The sequence below is a fragment of the Streptomyces sp. NPDC026206 genome (assembly GCF_040638465.1).
Classification (GTDB): Bacteria; Actinomycetota; Actinomycetes; order Streptomycetales; family Streptomycetaceae; genus Streptomyces.
In genome coordinates, this window is sequence record NZ_JBEZYL010000009.1 from 230,901 (window position 1) to 255,391 (window position 24,491).

Genomic DNA, 24,491 nt, shown 5'->3' on the forward strand with positions numbered 1-24,491 from the left:
TCTCATGCCCTGTCACGAGAACGCGGGAGAGGAAATTGACTGGGCGGACGTGCAAAGGGAGTGGGGGACGAAATTTCCCCGCGACTACATGGCGTTCATGTCGGAGTATGGGGAAGGTGGAGTAAATGACTTCCTCCAGATCTTCCAGCCCTTGTCGGATGAACGCGATGGACCGGCCAGCGGGATGCGGTACGAGACGGACAATGCGCGTGGCTTTATTGCCGAGGTGGCAGGTCCTCCGGAACTCTATGGACCGCCCGTGGTTCCGCTGATTGCGTGGGGTGTTGACAGCAGTGCTGACATTCTTTGCTGGTTGACCCTGGATGAGGATCCGGACCGCTGGTCAGTTCTGGTGATCGGCCGTCACACTGCATCTCCGGTTGCGATCTACGAATGTGGGATGACGGATTTCCTTCGGCGAGTGATACTCGCGGACTTCGATGAGTGTCCGTTGAGTGGGACAGACCTGTGGGGTAGTGCCTCCCCGAGGTTCCTTGGATGGCGTGAAGAGCAGCGTCTCTGGGCCGATGGAGTCAATCCTTGGACTGGTGAGCCCGACCCTTACGCTGGAATGGCGTGGGACTGATCCATAGGGTGATTTCGTGACGATGGCCCACCCCGGCCGGCCGGGGTGGGCCATCGTGCGTTGTTAGGCGTGCGCCACCCGCTGCTGCACGCCCATCGCTGTTGCCACCGCCACAGCGCCCTCGCGGTCGCCGACCGCCAGCGCCTCGGCCCTCTTGCGCCTGATGTTCCAGCATTTTTCGCAGCGCGGACGCCGGGGGAGGGGCGGGACAACCACTGTCTCAGCGGTTTGCTCGCTCGTCACGGCGCCCACCTTCGCCGACTGCGCCGGTTGGCTTCGGCCACCCTGGCTCGGAGCTCGTCGCTCGTTGCTGCCGGCTCGATGTCGTAAGCGAGCGCTTCAGACTCGGGCTCGGATGGTGCCTCGCCCACGGGCCTCCGCTCGTCCGCAGCCGCCGTCACCGAGCCACCTCCGCGTCGTGGCACTCACGAGGGTGGAAGTCGATGCCGTGCGCGGTCACCCACGCGAAGACTTCGCCGCGGCCATCGTCGCCGTACGCAGCAGCGGGTTCCGCTGCTGTGCTCGGGCGGCTGATGTGGGTGCACACTGATGTACCGGGCCGTGCGAACAGCGCTCTTACCCGGTGGAACCAGCGGGAGATATGGTCGTTCATGTCGGCGCTCCTCTGCAGCGTTGGCCATGCCCCCGGACCGGTCGCACGGTCGCGGGGGTCTTTTGCCTTCCGGTCCATTGTGGATGTTCCGCTGCTCACACGGGAGTTGACCGGGGTTGACTAAACTGGAGAAGTCCAAGTCAATGCCTAGGGGCCTAGGGGTTCACCGTGAGCGACTTCGCTGACCTTGCCCGTCGTGCACTGCGGGACAGTGGCTACTCGATGGGGGCCGCAGCCCGCGCGATCAACTACGACTTGGCCTATCTCTCCCGGGTACTCAACGGTAAGCAGCAGCCTTCCCTGAAGCTGGCGGAGGCGTTGGACCGGCTGGTTGGGGCAGGGGGAGCGCTGTTTGCAGTGGTGCTCAATGACGACGATCGGTCGCGAGTCGCCCGCAGCACCGCACAGCCCTCCCGCGTGGACGCGGGAACCGTTGACGCCCTGAGCCGTGTGCTGGCTGCCTACCGGCGGTTGGACGATGTTCTCAGCCCCGACTCGGTCATCCCGGCCACCCTCATGCACGTCGGTGACGTCACCCGTATGCTCAAGGGCGCCCGGGGGCGGCATCGAGAGGAATTGACGGCGGTCGCATCGGAGTTCGCCCAGTTCGCCGGGTGGATGCTGGCCCAGGTGCGCCGGGACGACGAGGCTGTACTGCTGCTGACTCAGGCGCTGGAATTGGCGGATGTCATCGAGGACGGCACGCTTGCCGCACAGGCCTTGAACTTCCGCGGGTATCTCGCGCGTCGTCAGGGGCGGCATCAGGGAGTCGCCCGGTGGTATTCGGCAGCCGCGCACACGCCGGGCGCGCACCCTGCTCAGCAGTTGGGCGACTTGCTGCAGTCGGCAGCCGGGCTGGCGGCTCTCGGGGAAGTCGATCAGGCGTTGAGGGTGGCCGAGAGGGCCGAACGGCTTTCGGACCTGGCCGCTGCCGTACCGCCGCCCGAGACCGCCTACTGGCTGACCCCGGAGTTCAACAGGTTGAACATGGGGCTGTGCACCCTGGAGCTGAGGCGCTATGACGAGGCCGCCGATCACTTCTCTGCCGGACTGGTCGCGCTGCCGGCGGACCAGCAGGGTGCCGCCTGGACACAAGAGCACCGGGAAGCGTTGCGTAGGGCCGTGGAAGCGCGCTGACCGTCGAACTCGGCGAGCGCTCCCCAGCTCGTCGCTTGGAGATTGGTGATCATGACCGCGCACCCGGTGGTGTCACCGTGAGTAAAGGGCCCCGAGGCCGCCGCTCTGGGACTCGACGGCATGACAGGGTAGGTTCGTAGCCGCCATGAATCTCGCATACATCCCCAGTCCCTCCACCGGCGTCGTCCACCTCGGGCCGGTCCCGCTGCGCGGCTACGCCTTCTGCATCATCATCGGCGTCTTCGTCGCCGTCTGGCTCAGCAACCGGCGCTGGGTGGCGCGCGGTGGCAAGGCCGGGACGGTGGCCGACATCGCCGTGTGGGCGGTGCCCTTCGGGCTCGTCGGTGGGCGGCTGTACCACGTGATCACCGACTACGAGCTGTACTTCGGTGCCGGCCGGAACTGGGTGGACGCCTTCAAGATCTGGGAAGGCGGGCTCGGCATCTGGGGCGCGGTCGCGCTCGGTGCGGTGGGTGCGTGGATCGGGTGCCGGCGCCGGGGGATCCCGCTGCCGGCCTGGGCGGATGCCGTCGCGCCCGGGCTCGCGGTGGCGCAGGCCATCGGGCGCTGGGGCAACTGGTTCAACCAGGAGCTCTACGGCAAGGCCACGGACCTGCCGTGGGCGCTGAAGATCGACGCCAATCCGGAGATCGGGCGCGTCGCCGGTACGTACCACCCCACGTTCCTCTACGAGTCGCTGTGGTGCCTGGGCGTCGCGGCGCTGGTGATCTTCGCGGACCGGAAGTTCAAGCTCGGGCACGGGCGGGCCTTCGCCCTGTACGTCGCCGCCTACACCGTCGGGCGCTTCTGGATCGAGTACCTGCGCGTTGACGAGGCCCACCACGTGCTGGGCCTCCGGCTGAACGGCTGGACGTCGATCCTGGTCTTCCTCGCGGCGGTGGCCTACATGGTCATCTCCACGAAGAGGGTCCCCGGGCGGGAGCTCGTGGTGGAGCCCGGCGCCGCCGAGGACGTCGAGGCCGCCGAGGAGACCGAGGGCGCCGAAGACGGCGACAAGACGGGCGCCGAGCCCGCCGAGCCCGCCAAGGGTGGCGAGCCTGCCGAGCCCGCCGTTCCCGTCAAGCCCGCCGCCCCCGATCCCGGCGCGAGCCCCAAGCCGGAGGAGACGAAGGCTACGGAGACGAAAAAGCTCTGACGCGTGGACGCGTTCACGCGTCCACGTCGCGTGAGGCCCCCACGGCGGATCCCGCCGTGGGGGCCTCACGTCGTTCCGGCAGGCGCCCCCCCCGTGGAATTTTTGCGCACCTCTGTGCAAAACTGCAGGTCAGCGAGGTAAGTTCGGCCTTCCTTGCTAGCGGATCACCCCCATTCGTGCGTACCTTCGAGTCATGGAGGGGTGGGGCGACGGGCCCGTACCCCTGGGGAAGGGAGCGCTCGGAGAAATGGCTGTCCTGGATACGGCCGCGGCGACACACGCCGCCCATCGCGACAACCACACGCACCGCGATGTGAACGGTGGCTGGCTGCGGCCCGCCGTGTTCGGGGCCATGGACGGACTGGTCTCCAACGTCGCGCTGATGACGGGCGTCGCCGGCGGTTCCGCCTCGTCCGATGCGATCGTCATAGCCGGACTCGCCGGGCTCGCGGCGGGCGCGTTCTCCATGGCGGCCGGCGAGTACACCTCCGTCGCCTCGCAGCGCGAGCTGGTCCTCGCCGAGCTGGACGTGGAGCGGCGCGAGCTGCGCAAGCACCCGGCGGACGAGCTGGAGGAGCTCGCCGCGCTGTACGAGTCGCGTGGCGTCGAGCCGGAGCTGGCGCGTGAGGTCGCCCGGCAGCTGTCGAAGGACCCGGAGCAGGCGCTGGAGATCCACGCCCGCGAGGAGCTGGGCATCGACCCCTCCGACCTGCCCTCGCCCACCGTCGCCGCCGTGTCATCCTTCGGCTCCTTCGCGCTGGGCGCGCTCCTGCCCGTACTGCCGTACCTGCTCGGTGCGACCGAGCTGTGGCCGGCGGTGCTGCTGGCGCTGCTCGGGCTGTTCGCCTGCGGGGCGGTCGTGGCGCGCGTGACGGCCCGGTCCTGGTGGTTCAGCGGGCTGCGGCAGCTGGTGCTCGGCGGGGCCGCGGCGGGTGTGACATACCTCCTCGGTATTGCCTTCGGCACCGCTGTCGGGTGATGCTTATGCGGCCAGCCGTATAACGCGTACATTTCCTCGCGGTTTCAGGGCCTGAGCGGCCGGGCACAATCCGGTAGCGCAGCGGGCAACGCCGCCCGCTCCGCGCTTCCGTCCGGTGCGGCCGGACCGGGTGATCCCGCGGTTTCCGGAGCGCCTCACGCCACGTTCGTACGGCACCCGGCGTCCACATGCTGGAATGTGTCTTCCATATTTCGGAGAACGTTCCATCCTGTAGCTCGCACCACCTTTCTTCAGCGGAGGGCCAGCGTCGTCCCTCGGCACATGCATCACGCCATGACTGCCAGACGACGACGGGAGCGCCGATGCGCCACGCATCCCACCCCGCCCCGCAGGGGATGTACGACCCGCGCAATGAGCACGACGCCTGTGGCGTCGGCTTTGTCGCGACTCTCACCGGCGAGGCGAGCCACGAGCTCGTGGAGCAGGCACTCACCGTCCTGCGCAACATGGAGCACCGCGGCGCCACCGGCTCCGACCCCGACTCCGGCGACGGCGCGGGCATCCTGATGCAGGTTCCGGACGCCTTCCTGCGCGAGAGCGCCGGATTCGAGCTCCCCGAGGCGGGTGCGTACGCCGTCGGCATCGCCTTCCTCCCCGCGGACGACCACGAGGCGGCCACCGCCGTCTCGCAGATCGAGACGATCGCCGCCGAGGAAGGCCTCGCCGTCCTCGGCTGGCGCGCCGTCCCCGTCGCCCCCGACCTGCTCGGAGCCGGCGCGCGGGCCACCATGCCCGCCTTCCGGCAGCTGTTCGTCGCCGATGCCGGCACCAGCGCCAATGCCGGCACCAATGCCGGCGCCAATGCCCATGCCAATGCCGGCACCGGCGGCAAGGCCTCCGGCCTCGCCCTCGACCGCAAGGCCTTCGTCCTGCGCAAGCGCGCCGAGCGCGAGGCGGACACGTACTTCCCCTCGCTCTCCGCCCGCACCATCGTCTACAAGGGCATGCTCACCACCGGGCAGCTGGAGCCGTTCTTCCCGGACCTCTCCGACCGCCGCTGCGCCAGCGCCATCGCGCTCGTGCACTCCCGGTTCTCCACCAACACGTTCCCGAGCTGGCCGCTCGCCCACCCCTACCGCTTCGTCGCACACAACGGCGAGATCAACACGGTCAAGGGCAACCGCAACTGGATGCGGGCCCGGGAGTCCCAGCTGGCCGGCCCCCTCTTCGGGGACGACGCGAACATCGACCGGATCTTCCCCGTCTGCACCCCCGACGCCTCCGACTCCGCCTCCTTCGACGAGGTCCTGGAGCTGCTCCACCTCGGCGGGCGCTCCCTGCCGCACAGCGTGCTGATGATGATCCCCGAGGCCTGGGAGAACCACGCCTCCATGGACCCGGCCCGGCGCGCCTTCTACCAGTACCACTCCACCCTGATGGAGCCCTGGGACGGCCCGGCCTGCGTCACCTTCACCGACGGCACCGTCGTCGGCGCCGTGCTCGACCGCAACGGACTGCGCCCCGGGCGCTACTGGGTCACCGACGACGGCCTGGTCGTGCTCTCCTCCGAGGTCGGCGTCCTCGACATCGACCCCGCCCGGGTCGTCCGCAAGGGCCGCCTACAGCCCGGCAGGATGTTCCTCGTCGACACCGGCGCCCACCGCATCATCGAGGACGACGAGATCAAGGCCGCCCTCGCCGCCGAGCAGCCCTACCAGGAGTGGCTGGAGGCCGGGCTCGTCGAGCTCGCCGACCTCCCCGAGCGCGAGCACATCGTGCACACCCACGCCTCGGTCACCCGCCGCCAGCAGACCTTCGGCTACACCGAGGAAGAGCTGCGCGTCATCCTCGCCCCCATGGCCAAGGCCGGTGCGGAGCCCATCGGTTCGATGGGTACGGACTCGCCGATCGCGGCCCTGTCCGAGCGGCCGCGGCTGCTCTTCGACTACTTCACCCAGCTCTTCGCGCAGGTCACCAACCCCCCGCTGGACGCCATCCGCGAGGAGCTCGTCACCTCGCTGATCTCCTCCCTCGGCCCGCAGCGCAACCTGCTGGACCCGACCGCCGCCTCCTGCCGCAGCGTCACCCTGCCGTTCCCGGTCATCGACAACGACGAGCTCGCCAAGCTCATCCACATCAACGCCGACGGCGACCTGCCGGGCCTGAAGGCCGCGACCCTCTCCGGCCTCTACCGGGTCTCCGGCGGCGGCGGGGCCCTCGCCGCCCGCCTGGAGGCGATGTGCGCCGAGACCGATGCCGCCATCGCCGACGGCGCCCGCCTCATCGTGCTCTCCGACCGGCACTCCGACGCCGAGCACGCGCCCGTCCCGTCCCTGCTGCTGACCTCGGCCATCCACCACCACCTCATCCGCACCAAGCAGCGCACCCAGGTGGGCCTGCTGGTCGAGGCCGGTGACGTCCGCGAGGTCCACCACGTCGCGCTGCTCATCGGTTACGGCGCGGCGGCCGTGAACCCGTACCTGGCCATGGAGTCCGTCGAGGACCTCGTCCGTGCAGGGACGTTCCTGCCGGACCTGGCCCCCGAGGACGCCATCCGCAACCTCATCAAGGCGCTCGGCAAGGGCGTCCTGAAGGTCATGTCCAAGATGGGCATCTCCACCGTCGCCTCCTACCGCGGCGCGCAGGTCTTCGAGGCCGTCGGCCTGGAGCAGGACTTCGTCGACACCTACTTCCACGGCACCGCCACCAAGATCGGCGGCGCCGGCCTGGACGTCGTCGCCCAGGAGGTCGCCGCCCGGCACACCAAGGCCTACCCCGTCACCGGCGTCCCCGCCAGCCACCGCCGCCTCGACATCGGCGGCGAGTACCAGTGGCGCCGCGAGGGCGAGCCGCACCTGTTCGACCCCGACACCGTCTTCCGGCTCCAGCACTCCACCCGTGCCCGCCGCTACGACATCTTCAAGCAGTACACGCGGCGCGTGGACGAGCAGTCCGAGCGGCTGATGACCCTGCGCGGGCTGTTCTCGTTCACGTCCGACCGCCCCTCGATCCCCCTGGAGGAGGTCGAGCCGGTCAGCGCGATCGTCAAGCGCTTCTCCACCGGCGCCATGTCCTACGGGTCCATCTCCCAGGAGGCCCACGAGACCCTCGCCATCGCCATGAACCGGCTGGGCGCCAAGTCCAACACCGGCGAGGGCGGCGAGGACCCCGACCGCCTCTACGACCCCACCCGCCGCTCCAGCATCAAGCAGGTGGCCTCCGGGCGCTTCGGCGTGACCAGCGAATACCTGGTCAACGCCGACGACATCCAGATCAAGATGGCCCAGGGCGCCAAGCCCGGCGAGGGCGGCCAGCTGCCCGGCCACAAGGTCTACCCCTGGGTCGCGAAGACCCGCCACTCCACCCCCGGTGTCGGCCTGATCTCGCCGCCCCCGCACCACGACATCTACTCCATCGAGGACCTCGCCCAGCTCATCCACGACCTCAAGAACGCCAACCCCGCGGCCCGCATCCACGTGAAGCTGGTCTCCGAGGTCGGCGTCGGCACGGTCGCGGCGGGCGTCTCCAAGGCCCACGCCGATGTCGTCCTCATCTCCGGCCACGACGGCGGCACCGGCGCCTCCCCGCTGACGAGCCTGAAGCACGCGGGCGGCCCCTGGGAGCTGGGCCTCGCCGAGACGCAGCAGACCCTGCTGCTCAACGGGCTGCGCGACCGCATCGTCGTCCAGGCCGACGGCCAGCTCAAGACCGGCCGCGACGTCCTGATCGCCGCGCTCCTCGGCGCCGAGGAGTTCGGCTTCGCGACCGCACCCCTGGTCGTCTCCGGCTGCGTCATGATGCGCGTCTGCCACCTGGACACCTGCCCCGTCGGTATCGCCACCCAGAACCCCGTCCTGCGCGAGCGGTTCAACGGCAAGGCCGAACACGTCGTCAACTTCTTCGAGTTCATCGCCGAAGAGGTCCGCGAGCTCCTCGCCGAACTCGGCTTCCGCACCCTCGAGGAGGCCGTCGGCCAGGCCCAGCTCCTCGACACCGCCAAGGCCGTCAGCCACTGGAAGGCCCAGGGCCTCGACCTCGAACCGCTCCTGCACGTGCCGGACCTGCCCGCGGGCGCCGTCCGCCACCGCACCACCGCCCAGGACCACGGCCTGGCCAAGGCGCTCGACAACCAGCTGATCAAGCTCGCCGCCGACGCCCTCAACACCGTCGGCGCCGAGGAGGCCCAGCCCGTCCGCGCCCAGCTGCCCATCCGCAACGTCAACCGCACCGTCGGCACCATGCTCGGCCACGAGGTGACCAAGAAGTACGGCGGCGCAGGCCTCCCCGACGACACCATCGACATCACCTTCACCGGCTCCGCCGGCCAGTCCTTCGGCGCCTTCCTGCCGCGCGGCATCACCCTGCGCCTGGAGGGCGACGCCAACGACTACGTCGGCAAGGGCCTCTCCGGCGGCCGCATCGTCGTGCGCCCCGACCGCGGCGCCGACCACCTCGCCGAGTACTCCACCATCGCCGGCAACACCCTCGCCTACGGCGCCACCGGCGGCGAGATGTTCCTGCGCGGCAGCGTCGGCGAACGGTTCTGCGTCCGCAACTCCGGTGCCACCGTCGTCTCCGAAGGCGTCGGTGACCACGGCTGCGAGTACATGACCGGCGGCCGGGCCGTCGTCCTGGGCTCCACCGGGCGCAACTTCGCGGCCGGCATGTCCGGCGGCGTCGCCTGCGTCCTCGACCTGGACCCCGCCGACGTCAACAAGGAGCTGGCCCACGCCGTCGACACCCTCGACGCGGAGGACCGGCAGTGGCTGCACGACGTGGTGCGCCGCCACCACGAGGAGACCGCCTCCACCGTCGCGGCGGCCCTCCTCGCCGACTGGGACACGGCCGTGACCCGCTTCAGCAAGGTCATGCCGACCACGTACAAGGCAGTGCTCGCCGCCAAGGACGCCGCCGAGCGAGCCGGTCTCTCCGAGACCGAGACCCACCGGAAGATGATGGAGGCGGCGACCCATGGCTGACCCGAAGGGCTTTCTGACCACCGACCGCGAGGGCGCCCGCACCCGACCCGCCGCCGAACGCGTCCGCGACTGGAACGAGGTGTACGTCCCCGGCTCCCTGCTGCCGGTCATCTCCAAGCAGGCGAGCCGCTGCATGGACTGCGGCATCCCCTTCTGCCACAACGGCTGCCCGCTCGGAAACCTCATCCCCGAGTGGAACGACTACGCCTACCGCGAGGACTGGGCCGCCGCCAGCGAGCGGCTGCACGCGACCAACAACTTCCCCGAGTTCACCGGCCGCCTGTGCCCCGCGCCCTGCGAATCGGCGTGCGTGCTCGGCATCAACCAGCAGCCCGTCACCATCAAGAACGTCGAAGTCACCATCATCGACAAGGCGTGGGAGGCCGGCGACGTCACCCCGCAGCCGCCCGAGCGGCTCTCCGGCAAGACCGTCGCCGTCATCGGCTCCGGTCCCGCCGGCCTGGCCGCCGCCCAGCAGTTGACCCGGGCCGGTCACACGGTCGCCGTCTACGAGCGCGCCGACCGCATCGGCGGGCTGCTGCGCTACGGCATCCCCGAGTTCAAGATGGAGAAGCGCCACATCAACCGCCGCATCGAGCAGATGCGCGCGGAGGGCACCAAGTTCCGCACCGAGGTGGAGATCGGCCGCGACATCGACGCCGCCAAGCTCCGGGGGCGCTACGACGCCGTCGTCATCGCCGCGGGCGCCACCACCTCCCGCGACCTGCCGGTGCCCGGCCGTGAGCTGGGCGGCATCCACTTCGCGATGGAGTACCTGCCGCCGGCCAACAAGGTGCAGGAGGGCGACCTGACGGTCTCCCCGATCACCGCCGAGGGCAAGCACGTCGTCGTGATCGGCGGCGGCGACACCGGCGCCGACTGCGTCGGCACCGCCCACCGCCAGGGCGCGGCCTCCGTCACCCAGCTGGAGATCATGCCCAGGCCGGGGGAGGAGCGGAACGCGAACCAGCCCTGGCCGACCTTCCCCATGCTCTACAAGGTCACCTCGGCCCACGAGGAGGGCGGCGAGCGCGTCTACTCGGTCTCCACCACTCACTTCGAGGGCGATGCGGACGGCAACGTCCAGTGGCTGCACCTCGTCGAGGTCGAGTTCACCGGCGGCAAGCTGGAGCAGAAGCCCGGTACCGGGCGTCGCATCCCCGCCCAGCTCGTCACCCTCGCGATGGGTTTCACCGGCACCGACCGGCAGAACGGTCTCATCGAGCAGTTCGGCCTGGAACTGGACGAGCGCGGCAACATCGCCCGCGACGCCGAGTACGCCACCAACGTGCCCGGCGTGTTCGTCGCCGGCGACGCCGGCCGCGGCCAGTCGCTCATTGTCTGGGCCATCGCCGAGGGCCGCTCCGCCGCCCGTGGCGTGGACCGCTACCTGACCGGGACCAGCACCCTGCCGGCCCCCGTCAGGCCGACGGACCGCGCGCTCAGCGTCTGACCCCCGGCCGCCGCGAGCGGCCCGCCGGACCCGGCGCCTGCCTCACCCCCCGGCCGAGGCAGGCGCCGTTCCATGGGGCGCTGCGGCCGCAAGAACGGTCAATCGGCGGCGTGCACGGACACGTCGCTGAACACCACCCGGGCGTCCTCCGTGTACGCCCCGACGTTGCCCCGCAGATACGGGCGCTCCTTGTCCTCGTAGGCCACCAGCCCCCGCCCGTTCACGCTCACCTCTATCTGCGTCCCGCGCTGCCCGACCCGCACGTCCGACCACTTGCCGACCGGGAACCGCTCACCGCCGGTCGCCAGGAACCGCTGCCCGCCGGGGTAGGCGGGGTCGCGCTTGCCCAGCTCCCAGCCGTTGGGCTTGAGCGTGACGTAGTAGAAGTGCTCCGGGTCCGTGTAGCCCCAGACCAGCCACGGAACCTCCCACGGGTTGGGCTCGGGCGTGCGCAGCTGGGCGACCGTGCGCATCCGCGCCCGGTAGTCCACGTCCCCGTACTGCTCGGTGGAGACGATCAGACCGGCGTGTGTCTCCTCCGGCACCTGTGCGGGCTTGGGGGAGAGGGCCAGGCCGTCGTGGCGGCCGATGTTCTCGCCGTGGCCGTTGAAGACCGACCTCCAGGGGCCGTGGACCGATCCTTCGGACCATGGCGTCGCCGGCTCTCCACTGTCTTCCCACATGCTGCTCACGGCCAGTGCGATACCCGCCACCACGGCGGCTGTGAGCAGGGCGAGGGCGAGAAGCCGGCGATCTCTCGTCATGCCGTCGAGTATGACCCCGGACCGTCGGGCTGTGGGACGATCACGCCATCGGCGCTACATCGACCTGCCACGGGCACCGCGTCGGCGTCCGCGCCGAAGTCCTCGGCCAGTTGCGCCACGATGCGGTCCGTGGCGTGCCCGTCACCGAAGGGGTTGCCGGCCGTCGCCATCCGCTCGTACTCCGCCTCGTCGTCCAGCAGGCGTACGGCCGCGTCGAGGATGGCCTGCGGCTCGGTGCCGACCAGCCTGGCCGCGCCCGCCTCGACGGCCTCGGGCCGCTCGGTGGTGGTCCGCAGCACCAGGGCCGGCTTGCCCAGGCTCGGGGCCTCCTCCTGGATGCCGCCGGAGTCGGTCAGTACGAGGTCACAGCCGGCGAGCGTGGCGGAGAAGTCGGCGTAGCCCAGCGGCTCGACGACGCGGATGTGCGGGTGTTCGCTCAGCTCGGGCAGCAGCGCCTCGCGGACGGCGGGGCTCTTGTGCAGCGGCAGCACGAGTTCCACGTCACCCCGGTCGGCGAGCTGCCGCAGGGCCCTGCCCATGGCCCGCATCTTCTCGCCCTGGTTCTCGCGGCGGTGCAGGGTGACCAGGACGCGCCGCAGGTCCGTGCGGAAGAGGTCGGTGCCGGCGTCCTGGTCGAGGACCCACAGCAGGTTGTCGATGACGGTGTTGCCGGTGACGAACACCTCGGCGTCCGGTACCCCTTCGGCGGTCAGGTGCCCGGCCGCGCGCGGGGTGGGCGCGAAGTGCCAGCGCGCCATGCGCCCTATGAGACGGCGGTTGAGCTCCTCGGGGAACGGGTTGTCCAGTACTCCGGTGCGCAGCCCGGCCTCGACGTGGGCGACGGGGATGTGCTCGTAGAAGGCGGCGAGGGCGCCGGTGAGCGCGGAGGTGGTGTCGCCCTGCACGACGACGACGTCGGGGCGCTCCTGGCGGACGACCTCGCCCAGCCCGTCCACCAGCCGGGCGGTCAGCGTGGAGAGTTCCTGACGCTCCCGCATGACGTCGAGCTCGACGCGCACCTCCACCTGGAGGAGGTCCAGCATCTGGTGCAGCATCTCGCGGTGCTGACCGGTGGTGACGACGACGGGGTCGAAGAGCGGTGAGGCGGCCATGGCGCGGGCCACGGGCGCGAGCTTGATGGCTTCGGGGCGGGTGCCCAGGACGAGCATGGCGCGTACGGGCGTGGTGATGACGTTCGGGGACATGGGTCTCCCTTGGAGGTGCCTGTGCGTGGCTGACGGGTTTTTGAGGAGCGGAGTGCCGGATCCGCTGAACCGTGCGGCGTCAGGTGCGCGCGGTCTTGAGCCAGGTCTGCTTGCCCGTGAGCATGCGCCACAGGCCCCACCATCCGGCGGCGAACCAGATGTAGCCGTAGAGGACGAAGAGGTGGGAGAGCAGGATCGCGCGCACGAGCCCGAGCCCCCGCTCGCGCCGGGAGTAGACCCAGCCGTAGCCGTACGCCGCGGTGAAGGACAGTACGTACGGGCCGAGGATCCACATGGGCGAGATCAGCGGGTGTCCGGCCTGGATGGAGCCGATGACGGTGCCCGCCATGGCGACAAGGAAGGACAGCGGCAGCAGCGAGGTGAGCAGGATCAGCACCGGGCTGGAGAGGTGGTACAGCAGGTCCACGGCGGCCTTGGTGGGCACGTCGCGCAGGATCAGCGGGACCAGACCGGCCGACTGCAGATGACCCTGGAACCAGCGGGAGCGCTGGCGCACCAGCCGGCGGACGTCGAGCACGGCCTGCTGGGAGACCGCGGCGGTGGTGCAGTGCTGATTGGTCCAGCCGCGGGCGATGAGGCGCACCCCGAGGTCGAGGTCCTCGGTCAGGGAGTCGCTCCAGGGGCCCCTGCCGCTCTCGCCGCTGAGGGTGTCCAGCGCGGAGAGCCGCATGAACTGGCCGTTGCCGCCCATGCCGACGCTGCCGAAGTAGCGGCGGGCGGACTGGAAGATGTCGCCGTAGATGACGAATTCCATGTCCTGGAGCCGGGCGAGCAGGCCCAGGTGCCGGTTGTACATGCGCACGCCGACCTGGGTGGCGCCGGTGCGCGGGTCGTCGAAGTAGGGGTCGACCGCCTGGACGACGTGGGGATCGAGCCGGCCGTCCGCGTCGACGACGCAGACGATGACGTCGCTCGGGTCGCGACCGTCGAGAAGGCCGGATTCCCGCAGGTGACGGATTCCGTCGTTGAGGGCCGCGCCTTTGCCCTTACGGGCGTTGGGAAGGTGCCGCTGCAGCAGCCGGACCCGGTCGGGGTCGGCGGCGCGGGCTATGGCTGCCGTGCGGTCGTCGGAGGCGTCGTCGATGACCAGGGCCATGAAGTTCCCGGCAGGCAGGGCGGTGATGCGTGCCAGGCTCTCGGCGAGAACCTTTTCCTCGTTCAGACAGGCGAGGAGAAAGATGTAGAGACGTTCCGCGCGTGGGCCGCGGTCGCGGCGGACGCGACGTCTGGACAGGACGAAGAGGGTGCTGTTGTAGCAGCCCGCCATCACGATGATGGCAATGCTCGACCAGAGAAGCACCTCGGTGATCATGAACGGTCACCGGAGCTTCGGAGCACGAACCAGAATTTGGCCGAAAGAAGTACGGCGGCTATCGCGCAGTAGAGCAGGAATCCTGCTCCCGCCGCTTCCTGCAGTCCCCTGGCAAAGGGTATGCCCGGCATAACTTCTGGGGCTGCCGTCAGTCCGGCCAAAGGCAGAACTGTCCCCAGAGCGGGTTTTCCGTACATGAGTTCCCCCCGGATTCCGCCTCGCTTGAGGCGTGCGGTGGGAAGATATCAGACCAGACGACCTGTTCAGTCCTTCATGGTGAGAGATGTTGAATCGGAACAGTAAATTCTGTGTACCAACCGGTAGTTATGCCTGCTGAAGTCGGTCGTGTGACGGCTGTGACCTTTGGTCTGCACCAATTTGGCTGTCAGTAAATGCACGGTCTGGACCGGAGTTGTCTATTGACACCCCTCCTGGAGGGCCACAAGAATCAGCCAACTGTCGAGGCTTGTAACCCTTCGGGGACGGAATCGACAACAGCTCGTCAACCAGGGGGGAACAACAATGGAAAACATGCGAGGGAGAGCGGGGATTTCCCGGATCTCTCTCATCCTGGCCCTCATCGCCGCCCTGTTGGGCGGCGTCGCACTTTCCACCGGCGCCGAGGCCGCGATAGACCGGGACAGCAGGCCCCAGCCTCCGCACGGCCTCAAGGGCATCGCTTCCGCTTCGCTCTCCGGAGCGAGCACCCAGGACCTCAAGTCCTGGGTCGGCAGCCGCCTGACGAACGACCGCAAGCGCCGCGCCGGCACCCTCACCGTCAGCCCCGCGCCCGCCACCAAGGCCGCCGTCACCGCCGCCTCCGCCGAGCCCCTCGCCGCCCCGGCCGGCCCCTCGGCGCTCGTCCTCTACGACACCACCGGCCCCTACGGTCACCTCGGCGAGCTCTACGCCATGGCGGTCGCCAACCTCGCCGGCCACTTCGGCGCCGTCACCTCCAAGCCGGTCTCCGCGTACACCGCGGGCATGGTGGAGCAGTACACCGCCACCTACTACGTCGGCTCCACGTACTACGGCGGTTCCCTCCCCGACGCCATTCCCGCCGCCTTCTACCAGGACGCGCTGAAGACCACCAAGCCCGTCAACTGGATCGGCGACAACATCTGGAACATGGCCAACGCGGTCGGCATCGAGAACTTCAAGAAGAAGTACGGCTGGGACCCGACCAACTCCTTCTTCGAGACCAACGGCAACGTCGGCAACATCACCCAGGTCGGGTACAAGAACCAGACGCTGACCCGGAAGATCCCGACGGGCTACGACGGCGGAGTGCTGCACCCCGCCGTCGTCGACGGCCCCGACTACCCGGACATCACCGAGCTCGCCCAGGCCAAGGACGCCAACAGCGGAGCCACCTTCCCCTGGGCGCTGCGCTCCGGCAACCTGACGTACGTGGGGGAGATCCCCTTCGCCTACGTCTCCGAGACCGACCGCGTCATCGCCTTCGAGGACCTCCTCTTCGACGGCCTGGGCCCGGCGACCGCCGAGCGCCACCGGGCGTTCGTACGGCTGGAGGACATCAGCCCCGACGCCGAGCCGGCGAAGCTGCGGGCGATGGCCGACTACCTGTACTCGCAGAAGGTCCCCTTCGGGATCAACGTCATCCCCGTGTACACCGACCCCAAGGGCGTCTACAACAACGGGGTGGCGAAGACGGTCACCCTGGCCCAGGCCCCGGAGGTCGTCTCGGCGCTGAAGTACATGATCCAGCGCGGCGCCGTCCTGATGAACCACGGCTACACGCACCAGTACAAGAACGTCAACAACCCCTACACCGGGGTCACGGGCGACGACTTCGAGTTCTTCCGGGCCCACGTCGACGCCTCCAACAACGTCATCTACGACGGGCCGGTCGCCGAGGACTCCACGGTCTGGGCGCAGTCACGGGTGACGTCCGCCCTCGCCGCCTTCACCGCGGCAGGCCTGCCCAAACCCACCCTGTGGACGACCCCGCACTACGCGGCCTCCGCCACCGACTACCGGGTTTTCGGCCAGAACTACACCGCCCGGCTGGAGCGTTCGCTGTACTTCTCGGGAACCCTCGGCGGCGGAGCGGTGAACCCCAGCCGATACATCGGCCAGTTCTTCCCGTACGCGGTGAAGGACGTCTACGGTACGACCGTGCTCCCCGAGAACATCGGCAACTACGAGCCCGAGCCCTACAACAACCACCCGGCCCGGCTGCCGGCCGACCTCATCGCCTCGGCCAAGGCCAACCTGGCCGTCCGTGACGGCGTGGCGAGCTTCTTCTACCACCCGTACTACGACGTGGAGCCGCTGAAGCAGACCGTCGAAGGCATCCGTGCCCTCGGCTACACCTTCGTGGCCCCCGCGGCGCTCACCCAGTGAACGCGATGAGGAGGACGGCCGCCGCCGTGGTGGCGGTGGCCGTCCTCTTCGTCGCCGGATGTTCCTCCTCCGGCGGCGACGACGACTCCGACACCCCGACCGGCGGCCCGAGCGGCCGGCCCGACGACAGGAAGGTGAGCGGATTGCGGGGCGTCACGCTTCCCTCGTGGAACGCCGACGACTACAGCAGCCCCCAAGCGGGAACGTATCTGCGCCAGATCGCCGCTACCGGCGCCCGGTGGGTGACCTTCACCCCCACCTGGTACCAGGACCGTGTCACCGACTCGGCGATGCGCACCACGGACGAGACCGCCGGTGACGACAGCCTGCGCCACATCATCCGCCTCGCCCACGACGCGGGGCTCAAGACCATGGTCAAGCCCCATGTCGACCTGACCAAGGGCGGCGACCGCGCCGAGATCCGGCCCCGCGACCGCGACGCCTGGTTCGATGCGTACGAACGCTTCATCACCCACTACGCGCGGCTGTCCGCTGACGCGGGTGTCGAGCAGTTCTCGGTCGGCACCGAGCTCGCGGGCACCTCGCAGGACGGCGAGCGCTGGGGGAGGACCATCGCCGCGATCCGCGAGCGTTACAAGGGCCCCCTGACGTATGCCGCGAACTACGACGAGTACCAGAAGATCCCTTTCTGGAAGGACCTCGACGTCATCGGCATCGACGCCTACTGGCCGCTGGCCGACAAGGCCACCGCGGACCCGGCGCGGCTGCGGCAGGCCTGGCAGCCGATCACGCGCGAGCTCGCCGCCTTCTCGGAGCGACAGCACCGGAAGATCCTCTTCACCGAGGCCGGCTACGTCAGTCAGCGCGGTACGACCACGGCGCCCTACTCCTGGACCGTCAGCAAGCGCAGTGGCGAGGACGAACAGGCCGCGGCCTACGAGGCGCTGTTCGCAGCCTTCGACGGCAAGCCCTGGTGGGCGGGCGTGTGCTGGTGGATGTGGGACGACTGGCCCGACAGCGGCGAGACCGCGAAGCGCCTGGCGTACACCCCGCACGGAAAACCGGCCGAAAAGGTCCTCCGCAAGTGGTGGGCGCGCTCGTGAACCGGGGCTCCGCCCCGTACCCCGGTCCTCAATCGCCGGACGGGCTGACTAGTCAGCCCGTCCGGCGATTGAGGACAAGAAACGGTGAAAGGGCGGGGTAGGGGAAAACCACCCGCATACCGCCCCTACGTATCGCAGTCCAGCACACTCCGGCACAACCCGCACCGCGCCGCAAAACGCCCCCGCACCGGCACCCGGATCCGCTGATGACACGTGGGGCACGGAAACGTCACGCGCCGAGGGTCCTGACCCTCGAACGCGTACCCCGCATCGCTCCCCGCCGACCCGGCCCGCCGGTCCCGTACGTACCGGTGACGCCCCAGCCGCCCGGCAGCCGCCAGCGGGGGACACCGCGCGTCCCGCCGGGCCTTCTCCCGCCCCCGTACGTACGCGTCGTAGGCCTGCGGGCTGGTGAACCAGGGCGAGGGGTCCTCGCCGAACGCGAGGGCGCGCTTGGCGAGCACGTACCCGAACTCCTCCGGCGTGAGATACCCCAGCTTCTGCGTCGAAACCGACGACTCACGGTAGGCGTCGAGCAGCAGCCACCCCGCCCCGAGGTAGGCGGCGGCGGTGTCGGTGAGGATCTCGTTGTCCCGTGTGCCGGGCAGTTCCAGGCCGAGCCGGTGCAGGTAGACGTGCATCACCTCATGCGCGAGCGCGGCCCCGATGTCGCGGCGGTGGCTCTTGAAGCGGGAGTTGAGCTCGATGAAGTACTCGGGCCCCGCCGCGAGTTCGATGCTCCCCGCGTGCCGCATGTCGCGGAAGCTGACGATCATGCGGGCGTCGGGCAGGCGCAGGTGCCGCACCATCTCGCCGGCGACCCGCTGGACGCCCAGGTAGGGGTCCTCGTCGTCGAAGAAGGCGGCGCCGGCCGGCGGCAGGCTCGCCGCGAAGGAGCGCACTCCGTCGTAGGAGAGCCGCTTGTACAGCGCCGTGATCGCCGACCGGACGGCCTCCACGTGCGGGAAGCCGTGCTCGATCGCGAGGTCCGAGCCCACGCGTGACCACCCCCGTGCGGTTGCCGGTGCCCTTCCACTGTACGGGCGCCCCACCCCTGCCGACTGGCCGAAAACGCGGCTAGGTCGCGGGTGCCACCCGGCTCGATAATCACAACGCGCATTGTCATGAGCCCTACAAGAACCCCACCCCACCCGGCCATGCGGTGCGCACAACCTCCCACGAAAGGAAGACCGTTGCGCAACTACCTCAAGGTGCTCAAAAGATGCACCGCAGTGGGCGCGGTCGCCCTCGCCGCGTTCAGTCTCCAGCCCTCCGCCGCCCAGGCGCAGGACCCCGAGCCCCGGCCCGGCCCCAGTGTCGTCGGTGGCGAGCCCGCCGCTCAAGGGGAGTTCCCCTTCATGGTGCGGCTGTCCATGGGCTGCGGCGGCGCGCTCTACACCCGGCAGATCGTCCTGACCGCCGCGCACTGCGTGAACGGCAGCGGCGCCAACACCTCGATCACCGCCACCGCCGGCGTGGTGGACCTCAACTCCTCCCAGGCCGTCAAGGTCAAGTCCACCCGCGTCCTGCAAGCCCCCGGCTACAACGGCGTCGGCAAGGACTGGGCACTGATCAAGCTCGCCAAGCCCATCGACCTGCCCACCCTCAAGATCGCCGACACCGCGGCCTACAACAACGGCACCTTCACCGTCGCCGGCTGGGGCGCCACCAAGGAGGGCGGCGGCCAGCAGCGCTTCCTGCAGAAGGCCACCGTCCCCTTCGTCGACGACGCCACCTGCGAGGGCGCCTACGGCGGCAGCCTCACCCCCGGCGAGGAGATATGCGCCGGCTTCATGGACACCGGCGGCGTGGACACCTGCCAGGGTGACTCCGGCGGCCCGATGTTCCGTAAGGACGACGCCGGCGCCTGGATCCAGGTCGGCATCGTCAGCTGGGGCGAGGGCTGCGCACGCCGCGGCTTCCCCGGCGTCTACACCGAGGTGAGCACCTTCGCCTCGGACATCAGGTCCGCCGCGGCGAGCCTCGGCGGCTGAGCCGCATCCCCGCCCGTACCGGCCCCGCCGGGCCGTCCGCTGACCCGGACGGCCCAGCACCGGTACGGGCCCGCACGGCCCTCTCCGGCCGGCCGGGACCCACACTTCGGTATGACGCGAAGGGGTCCCGTCATCCTTTCGGCCGAGACGAGAATGGTCGGACAGTCGAGGTGTGCGGCACATAAACGTCCGTAACGTAAGAGCGTGCCTCCGAAAGCCGGCGGCCACCGTCAGAGCCGACCGTTACGGAAAGGCACCCCTCGTGTCCGTGAAGTCCCGCATCGCCGCCGCCACCGTCCTCACCGCCGCCGTCGCGGCCGTGGCGTACCCGACGGCGAGCGCCTTCGCGGCGGACCAGCAGGACCGTGACACCCACTCCGGGCGCGGCGGCTCCACCGTCCAGCAGGTGCGCCTCCCCGACGGCAGCCGGGCCAGCCTGACCTCCGGCAGCGGCGGCACGAGCGTGACCGTCACCAGCCACGGCAAGCAGCAGCGCACCTTCGACACCCGCCGCCCCACGGCCGACCTCGACCGGCTGCACCTGCGCATCCTCGGCGGTGACAGCTCCCGCCCCACCCTGCGCGCCCGGCTCGACGGCAGCAGCCTGACAAACTACTACGACTTCGCCTCCGGCTCCCTGCGCCACACCCCGGAGACCGGCGGCACCGCCGCCCCCAAGGCCGCCACGACCGCCCACCGGGCCGGCACCGCCACCTCCGGGGCCCACGGCGACAAGGCCACCGTCGCGGCCGGCCCCACGCCCGGGACCGGGAAGCACCGTGCGGCGACCGCCGGCAAGCCGCCCCACCACTCCTCCGGCAACCCCGTCAAGCGCGTGGTCGAAGCGGGCCAGGTCATCAAGGCCAGCCACGACGTCGGGGACGTCGGCACCCCCGTCGTCGCCGGCGCGGTCGCCCTGCTGGCCGTCGGCGGCGGCGCCTACGGCGTGCGCGTCGCGCTGCGCCGCCACGGCCGCACCGCCGACTGACCGGCGCGGCGCCCACCGCACCATGCGGCGCGGCGCCCACCGGATCGTGTGGCGCGGCGCCCACCGGATCGTGCGGCGCGGCCCCGCGGCCCCGCGGTCGGCGGGCGCGCCCTTGCGGTTGCGGGGTCCGGACAGCCCCGGTGACATGGAGAGACGCCCCGCCCGGGCGGGGCTCTGCGAGCACCGAACCTTCCCCGGTCTTCCCAAGCCTCCCAGGAGCGAGGGCACAGCATGGCGATCACCGTGGTCATCGCGGACGACCAGGAGATGGTCCGCACCGGTTTCCGGATGATCCTGGAGAGCCAGCCCGACATCGAGGTCGTGGCCGACGCCGTCGACGGCGAGGCCGCCCTGGAGGCCGTCGAGCGCCACGAGCCCGACGTCCTGCTCCTCGACATCCGCATGCCCAAGCTGGACGGCCTTGAGGTCACCCGCCGCCTGTCCGAGCTCTCCACCGCCCGCCCCGAGCGTGGCCAGCGCCCCCGCATCGTCATCGTCACCACCTTCGACCTGGACGAATACGTCCACACGGCCCTGCGCAACGGTGCCTCCGGCTTCCTCCTGAAGGACGCCAGCCCCGCCATGCTGGTCGAGGCCGTCCATGCCGCGGCCGTCGGCGACTCCCTCATCTCACCGGCGATCACCGTCCGGCTGCTGCGCGACATGGCCCCGGCGGCCACAGGGGCCGCCGACGCGGTCCGGCAGCCCTCCGAGCCGCTCACCGACCGCGAGGCCGACGTCGTGCGCTGCCTGGCCCGCGGCGCCACCAACGCCGAGATCGCCACCGAACTGTTCGTCTCCCTGTCCACGGTCAAGACCCACCTGGCCAACGTGCAGCTCAAGCTCGATGCCCGCAACCGCGTCGAGATCGCCGCATGGGCCTGGGAGAGCGGGCTGGCCACGGGCGGCACGTGAACAGATGGGCCGCATGGGCCGTCCGCCACCCCCGGGGAACGGCAGCCGCGAAGGCCGCCCTGGGGGCCGTCCTGCTCTGCCTCGTCGGCTTCGAGGGCATCGCCCTGGCCCGCCAGCCCAGCGAGCCGCACGCCGTGGTCCTCGCCGCCGGCGTCCTGGTCTGCCTGTGCGCCGTGCCCTACGGCTGGATCGCGCTGAACGTACGGGCGGGCATCGCCGTCGCCGTCTCCTGGACCGCTTCCGCCGTCCTGATGACCGGAGCGCACCCCGCCGTCGTGTGGGGCATGGGCGAGGGCGTCGCCCTGCTCGTCCTGCTCACCCTCGTCGTCAGCCGGTCCTCCCACCGCGTCGCCGCCACCCTCGGCCCGATGCTCGCCATCGCCGTCGTCGCCACGCCCATGCGCGACCTCAACCCGGAGTGGTTCACCGCCCTGTTCACGGTCCTGACCGTCGTCGTGGGCAGCTACTCCCTCCTCCTGCGCGGCCAGTCCGCACGGCGCATGCGCGACATGGCCGCCGTTCGCACGGCCGAGCGCCTGGAACTGGCCCGCGAGCTCCACGACCTCGTCGCCCACCACATCACCGGAATCGCCGTACAGGCCCAGGCCGCCCGCTTCACCGCCCTGGAGGGGCAGCCCGCGGCCGGGGCCTTCGAACGCATCGAGACGTCCGCGGGCGAGGCGCTCGGCGCGATGCGCCGCCTGGTGGGCGTCCTGCGGGAGGGCGAAGCCGAGACGGAGCCCGTCGCCGGCCTGCCCGAGGTACGCGCACTGACCGAGGCGTTCGCCCGTACGGGCCCACCCGTCGCCCTTTACATCGAAAGAGGCATGGAAACCTGGATCCCGGGTGAAGTCGCCGCGGGCGTCCACCGCGTCGTCCGCGAGGCCCTCACCAACGTCCGCAAGCACGCCGCCGACGCCACGGCCGTACGCATCGGGGTGCGGGGCGTTCCCACGGGCGTCGAGCTGCGCATCGCGGACGACGGCAAACGGGCGGCTTCCCTGTCCGAGAAGGCGTCGGGCGGGGGATTCGGCCTCGTCGGGCTCGCCGAACGCGCCAAGGCGATGGGCGGCCTGCTGACCGCGGGCCCCGCACCGGAAGGCGGATGGCAGGTGACGGCGCTCTTCCCGGTGGACCGGGGCAGCTGAGCCGCGCCGTTCGCCGGAGGCTCAATTCGCCACCGGCGCAAAGCCTTGGGACGGGCCGGGACCGGCCCCTAGGCTCGCGGCATGGAGATCACGCAAGTCACGCCTTCCCTATGGATGTTCACCTTCACCGCCGGTCAGGCCTACGCGGTGCGCATGCCCGGCGGCGCCGGCTGGGCCCTCGTCGACACCGGGCTGCCGGAACACGCCGAACGCATCCTCGACGCCCTGGCGGACCTGGGCGCACGGCCCGGGGACCTCAAGGAGATCGTGCTGACCCACTCCCACATGGACCACACCGGCTCCGCGGCCGCTCTGGCGGCAGCCACCGGGGCGAGGGTGCTGGCGGGCGCGGCCGACGCGCCCGTGATCCGGGGGGAGATACCGGAGCCGCCGCCGGTGCTCGAGGAATGGGAGGTACCGCTGTACGAGTCCGTGCACGCGGCGCTGGCCGACGTCCCGCCCGTCACACCCTGCCGGGTGGACCGGGAGCTCGGCGAGGGCGACGTCCTGGACTGGGGCGAGGAGGTACGGGTACTCGCCGTGCCGGGGCACACGGCCGGCAGCGTCGCCCTGCACCTGACGTCGTCCGGAGTGCTGTTCACGGGCGACACCATCGCCAACGTCCAGCAGCTGATGCCCGGCGTCTTCAACGTCGACCGGCAGCAGGCCGTCGCGTCCTTCCACCGTCAGGCGGCGCTGGACGTTCAAACGGCCTGTTTCGGTCACGGTGCGCCCCTCACCGTCGGCGCGGGTGCGGCACTGCGGGCGGCGGCCGGGCAACCGGTCTCTTAGAGGCCGTGCCCGGCCCCGCTCCGGCGCCCCGCTCCGGCCCGGCCCGGGCCCGGCTCAGACTGGGGGCGTCTGCCCGTAGCAGAGGCAGAAGGGGTGCCCCGCCGGGTCGGAGAACACCCGGAAGCCCGACTTCTGGCCGCCGCTGTCGTGAAGGAACGTCGCACCGAGGGCGACGACCTCCTGCTGCGCCCGCTCCACGTCCTCGCGGGTGTCGACGACGAAGTCCAGGTGCATCTGCTGCGGATGGTCGGCGTCGGGCCAGCGCGGCGGCCGGTACTCGCTCTCCACGCCCTGGAAGGCGATGCGCTGACGGGTGGCGGTGTCGGTCAGCCAGACCCAGCCGGGGTCACTGTCGTCGTGGTCGATCCGCCAGCCGAGGACGGCGGAGTAGAAGCGCGCCAGCGCCAGCGGATCGGGACAGTCGATGACGGTGCACTGCAGTGTGGCGATCATGAGTTCATGATGCCGCGCCGCCGGGCGGATGTGAACGACGCCCTGCGGTGCGCTCGAAGGAGAGCGCTGCCCCGCCGGGCCCGGCGGAGGCGGGCCCCGAGCCGTCCACCAGGCGTGGCGGTCCAGCGTGTTGAAGCAGCGGGCGATCTGCGGTCCGGCCTCCTTGAAGGCACCGAAGTGGTCGCTCTTCCCGTGGTCGGTCACCGGCATCTTCACGCCGTTGTGCGCGAAGTCAAGGGCGCACTTGAGCGGTTGACTAGGGGTACGTCGGTGTCACCGGCCGCGGTGTGCAGCCGTAACGGAACGTCCGGCTTCCAGTCGCAGCACGCGGTACGCGGTCTGCCCGGCATCGATCCCCGATGTGCTCAGGAACGAGGTGACCTGGCCGGGCCCGAGGCCGGCGAGCAGGCTCGTGGACAGCAGCGTGCCCCGCTCCGCCTGCCGCGCCGGGGCGGCCTGCGCCGGCCCGGCCGGACGGCTGCGCCGCCACCGCCGGCGCCGCCCCCCCCCAGAGCGGCGATGACGAGGGCCGTAGCGGCCGCCGAGCCGTGCCGCGCCGCGCCATGGAACGTCCCCTGCTCGTAGGCCGGTTACCGGCGATCTT

At 70.5% G+C, this 24,491-nt stretch carries 20 protein-coding genes; 13 read left to right on the forward strand and 7 right to left on the reverse strand.

Going from position 1 to position 24,491, the window contains the following annotated elements; all coding sequences use genetic code 11:
- Positions 1 to 4 precede the first annotated feature (4 nt).
- On the forward strand, positions 5 to 586 hold the full coding sequence (locus tag AB0F13_RS16195; RefSeq protein WP_362081515.1) for an SMI1/KNR4 family protein: 582 nt from the start codon (positions 5 to 7) through the stop codon (positions 584 to 586).
- 63 nt (positions 587 to 649) lie between these two features.
- On the opposite strand, the gene AB0F13_RS16200 is transcribed toward AB0F13_RS16195, so the two are convergent.
- A complete protein-coding gene (locus AB0F13_RS16200) occupies positions 650 to 829 on the reverse strand; it encodes a hypothetical protein (RefSeq protein ID WP_362081518.1) in 180 nt (59 codons plus the stop codon).
- A 154-nt stretch (positions 830 to 983) separates the two neighbouring features.
- Positions 984 to 1,199, reverse strand: coding sequence for a hypothetical protein (locus AB0F13_RS16205; RefSeq protein WP_362081521.1), 216 nt, complete (start codon positions 1,197 to 1,199; stop codon positions 984 to 986).
- Positions 1,200 to 1,367: 168 nt separating this feature from the next.
- Here AB0F13_RS16205 and AB0F13_RS16210 point away from each other — a divergent pair, with 168 nt between their 5' ends.
- The 5 genes from AB0F13_RS16210 to AB0F13_RS16230 all read left to right on the forward strand — a co-directional run bounded on the left by AB0F13_RS16210 (position 1,368) and on the right by AB0F13_RS16230 (position 10,864).
- Positions 1,368 to 2,336: a helix-turn-helix transcriptional regulator gene (locus tag AB0F13_RS16210; protein WP_362081524.1), complete on the forward strand. Its 969-nt coding sequence runs from the start codon at positions 1,368 to 1,370 to the stop codon at positions 2,334 to 2,336.
- Between the two features lie 145 nt (positions 2,337 to 2,481).
- Positions 2,482 to 3,492: a prolipoprotein diacylglyceryl transferase gene (gene lgt, locus AB0F13_RS16215; protein WP_362081527.1), complete on the forward strand. Its 1,011-nt coding sequence runs from the start codon at positions 2,482 to 2,484 to the stop codon at positions 3,490 to 3,492.
- A gap of 247 nt (positions 3,493 to 3,739) precedes the next feature.
- On the forward strand, positions 3,740 to 4,471 hold the full coding sequence (locus AB0F13_RS16220; RefSeq protein ID WP_362081530.1) for a VIT1/CCC1 transporter family protein: 732 nt from the start codon (positions 3,740 to 3,742) through the stop codon (positions 4,469 to 4,471).
- Between the two features lie 323 nt (positions 4,472 to 4,794).
- A complete protein-coding gene (gltB, locus tag AB0F13_RS16225) occupies positions 4,795 to 9,411 on the forward strand; it encodes a glutamate synthase large subunit (RefSeq protein WP_362081533.1) in 4,617 nt (1,538 codons plus the stop codon).
- Positions 9,404 to 10,864, forward strand: coding sequence for a glutamate synthase subunit beta (locus tag AB0F13_RS16230; protein ID WP_362081536.1), 1,461 nt, complete (start codon positions 9,404 to 9,406; stop codon positions 10,862 to 10,864). The genes gltB and AB0F13_RS16230 overlap by 8 nt, the downstream gene beginning before the upstream one ends.
- A 98-nt stretch (positions 10,865 to 10,962) precedes the next feature.
- On the opposite strand, the gene AB0F13_RS16235 is transcribed toward AB0F13_RS16230, so the two are convergent.
- The 3 genes from AB0F13_RS16235 to AB0F13_RS16245 form a co-directional block, all read right to left on the reverse strand.
- Entirely contained in the window at positions 10,963 to 11,628 is a 666-nt protein-coding gene (locus AB0F13_RS16235; protein ID WP_362081539.1) for a calcium-binding protein, read from the reverse strand.
- Complete coding sequence (gene wecB / locus AB0F13_RS16240) at positions 11,625 to 12,833, reverse strand: UDP-N-acetylglucosamine 2-epimerase (non-hydrolyzing) (RefSeq protein ID WP_362081542.1); 1,209 nt, start codon at positions 12,831 to 12,833, stop codon at positions 11,625 to 11,627. Before wecB ends, AB0F13_RS16235 begins: the two co-directional genes overlap by 4 nt.
- A 79-nt stretch (positions 12,834 to 12,912) precedes the next feature.
- Positions 12,913 to 14,166, reverse strand: coding sequence for a glycosyltransferase (locus AB0F13_RS16245; RefSeq protein ID WP_362081545.1), 1,254 nt, complete (start codon positions 14,164 to 14,166; stop codon positions 12,913 to 12,915).
- 531 nt (positions 14,167 to 14,697) lie between these two features.
- Here AB0F13_RS16245 and AB0F13_RS16250 point away from each other — a divergent pair.
- Together AB0F13_RS16250 and AB0F13_RS16255 are read left to right on the forward strand one after the other, a co-directional pair.
- Positions 14,698 to 16,533, forward strand: coding sequence for a polysaccharide deacetylase family protein (locus AB0F13_RS16250; protein ID WP_362081548.1), 1,836 nt, complete (start codon positions 14,698 to 14,700; stop codon positions 16,531 to 16,533).
- 5 nt (positions 16,534 to 16,538) lie between these two features.
- The gene (locus AB0F13_RS16255; RefSeq protein ID WP_362081551.1) at positions 16,539 to 17,597 is read left to right on the forward strand and encodes a hypothetical protein; all 1,059 of its coding nucleotides are present in this window, start codon (positions 16,539 to 16,541) and stop codon (positions 17,595 to 17,597) included.
- Positions 17,598 to 17,722: 125 nt separating this feature from the next.
- Here AB0F13_RS16255 and AB0F13_RS16260 read toward each other — a convergent pair whose 3' ends face one another.
- On the reverse strand, positions 17,723 to 18,595 hold the full coding sequence (locus AB0F13_RS16260; protein ID WP_362081554.1) for a hypothetical protein: 873 nt from the start codon (positions 18,593 to 18,595) through the stop codon (positions 17,723 to 17,725).
- Between the two features lie 195 nt (positions 18,596 to 18,790).
- Here AB0F13_RS16260 and AB0F13_RS16265 point away from each other — a divergent pair, with 195 nt between their 5' ends.
- From AB0F13_RS16265 to AB0F13_RS16285, 5 genes are all read left to right on the forward strand, one after another.
- Entirely contained in the window at positions 18,791 to 19,591 is an 801-nt protein-coding gene (locus AB0F13_RS16265) for a serine protease (protein ID WP_362081558.1), read from the forward strand.
- A gap of 262 nt (positions 19,592 to 19,853) precedes the next feature.
- Positions 19,854 to 20,579, forward strand: coding sequence for a hypothetical protein (locus tag AB0F13_RS16270; protein ID WP_362081561.1), 726 nt, complete (start codon positions 19,854 to 19,856; stop codon positions 20,577 to 20,579).
- A gap of 231 nt (positions 20,580 to 20,810) precedes the next feature.
- Positions 20,811 to 21,494 carry a response regulator transcription factor gene (locus tag AB0F13_RS16275; protein ID WP_362081564.1) on the forward strand — a complete coding sequence of 228 codons (684 nt, stop codon included), beginning with the start codon at positions 20,811 to 20,813 and terminating at the stop codon, positions 21,492 to 21,494.
- Positions 21,491 to 22,642 (forward strand): histidine kinase, encoded by a 1,152-nt coding sequence (locus AB0F13_RS16280; protein ID WP_362081567.1) that lies wholly within the window; start codon positions 21,491 to 21,493, stop codon positions 22,640 to 22,642. The genes AB0F13_RS16275 and AB0F13_RS16280 overlap by 4 nt, the downstream gene beginning before the upstream one ends.
- An 81-nt stretch (positions 22,643 to 22,723) precedes the next feature.
- Positions 22,724 to 23,434 (forward strand): MBL fold metallo-hydrolase, encoded by a 711-nt coding sequence (locus tag AB0F13_RS16285; RefSeq protein WP_362081570.1) that lies wholly within the window; start codon positions 22,724 to 22,726, stop codon positions 23,432 to 23,434.
- A 54-nt stretch (positions 23,435 to 23,488) separates the two neighbouring features.
- Here AB0F13_RS16285 and AB0F13_RS16290 read toward each other — a convergent pair whose 3' ends face one another.
- Positions 23,489 to 23,887 (reverse strand): VOC family protein, encoded by a 399-nt coding sequence (locus AB0F13_RS16290; protein ID WP_362081623.1) that lies wholly within the window; start codon positions 23,885 to 23,887, stop codon positions 23,489 to 23,491.
- Between the last annotated feature and the right edge of the window lie 604 nt (positions 23,888 to 24,491).

Excerpts from the sequence above, each read along its gene's own strand:
- AB0F13_RS16275 (WP_362081564.1), top strand. The coding sequence starts at position 20,811 with ATGGCGATCACCGTGGTCATCGCGGACGACCAGGAGATGGTCCGCACC.
- AB0F13_RS16255 (WP_362081551.1), top strand. The coding sequence starts at position 16,539 with ATGAGGAGGACGGCCGCCGCCGTGGTGGCGGTGGCCGTCCTCTTCGTC.
- AB0F13_RS16205 (WP_362081521.1), bottom strand. The coding sequence starts at position 1,199 with ATGAACGACCATATCTCCCGCTGGTTCCACCGGGTAAGAGCGCTGTTC.
- gltB (WP_362081533.1), top strand. The coding sequence starts at position 4,795 with ATGCGCCACGCATCCCACCCCGCCCCGCAGGGGATGTACGACCCGCGC.
- AB0F13_RS16235 (WP_362081539.1), bottom strand. The coding sequence starts at position 11,628 with ATGACGAGAGATCGCCGGCTTCTCGCCCTCGCCCTGCTCACAGCCGCC.
- AB0F13_RS16290 (WP_362081623.1), bottom strand. The coding sequence starts at position 23,887 with ATGATCGCCACACTGCAGTGCACCGTCATCGACTGTCCCGATCCGCTG.
- AB0F13_RS16285 (WP_362081570.1), top strand. The coding sequence starts at position 22,724 with ATGGAGATCACGCAAGTCACGCCTTCCCTATGGATGTTCACCTTCACC.
- AB0F13_RS16250 (WP_362081548.1), top strand. The coding sequence starts at position 14,698 with ATGCGAGGGAGAGCGGGGATTTCCCGGATCTCTCTCATCCTGGCCCTC.
- lgt (WP_362081527.1), top strand. The coding sequence starts at position 2,482 with ATGAATCTCGCATACATCCCCAGTCCCTCCACCGGCGTCGTCCACCTC.
- AB0F13_RS16245 (WP_362081545.1), bottom strand. The coding sequence starts at position 14,166 with ATGATCACCGAGGTGCTTCTCTGGTCGAGCATTGCCATCATCGTGATG.
- AB0F13_RS16195 (WP_362081515.1), top strand. The coding sequence starts at position 5 with ATGCCCTGTCACGAGAACGCGGGAGAGGAAATTGACTGGGCGGACGTG.
- AB0F13_RS16220 (WP_362081530.1), top strand. The coding sequence starts at position 3,740 with ATGGCTGTCCTGGATACGGCCGCGGCGACACACGCCGCCCATCGCGAC.
- AB0F13_RS16230 (WP_362081536.1), top strand. The coding sequence starts at position 9,404 with ATGGCTGACCCGAAGGGCTTTCTGACCACCGACCGCGAGGGCGCCCGC.
- wecB (WP_362081542.1), bottom strand. The coding sequence starts at position 12,833 with ATGTCCCCGAACGTCATCACCACGCCCGTACGCGCCATGCTCGTCCTG.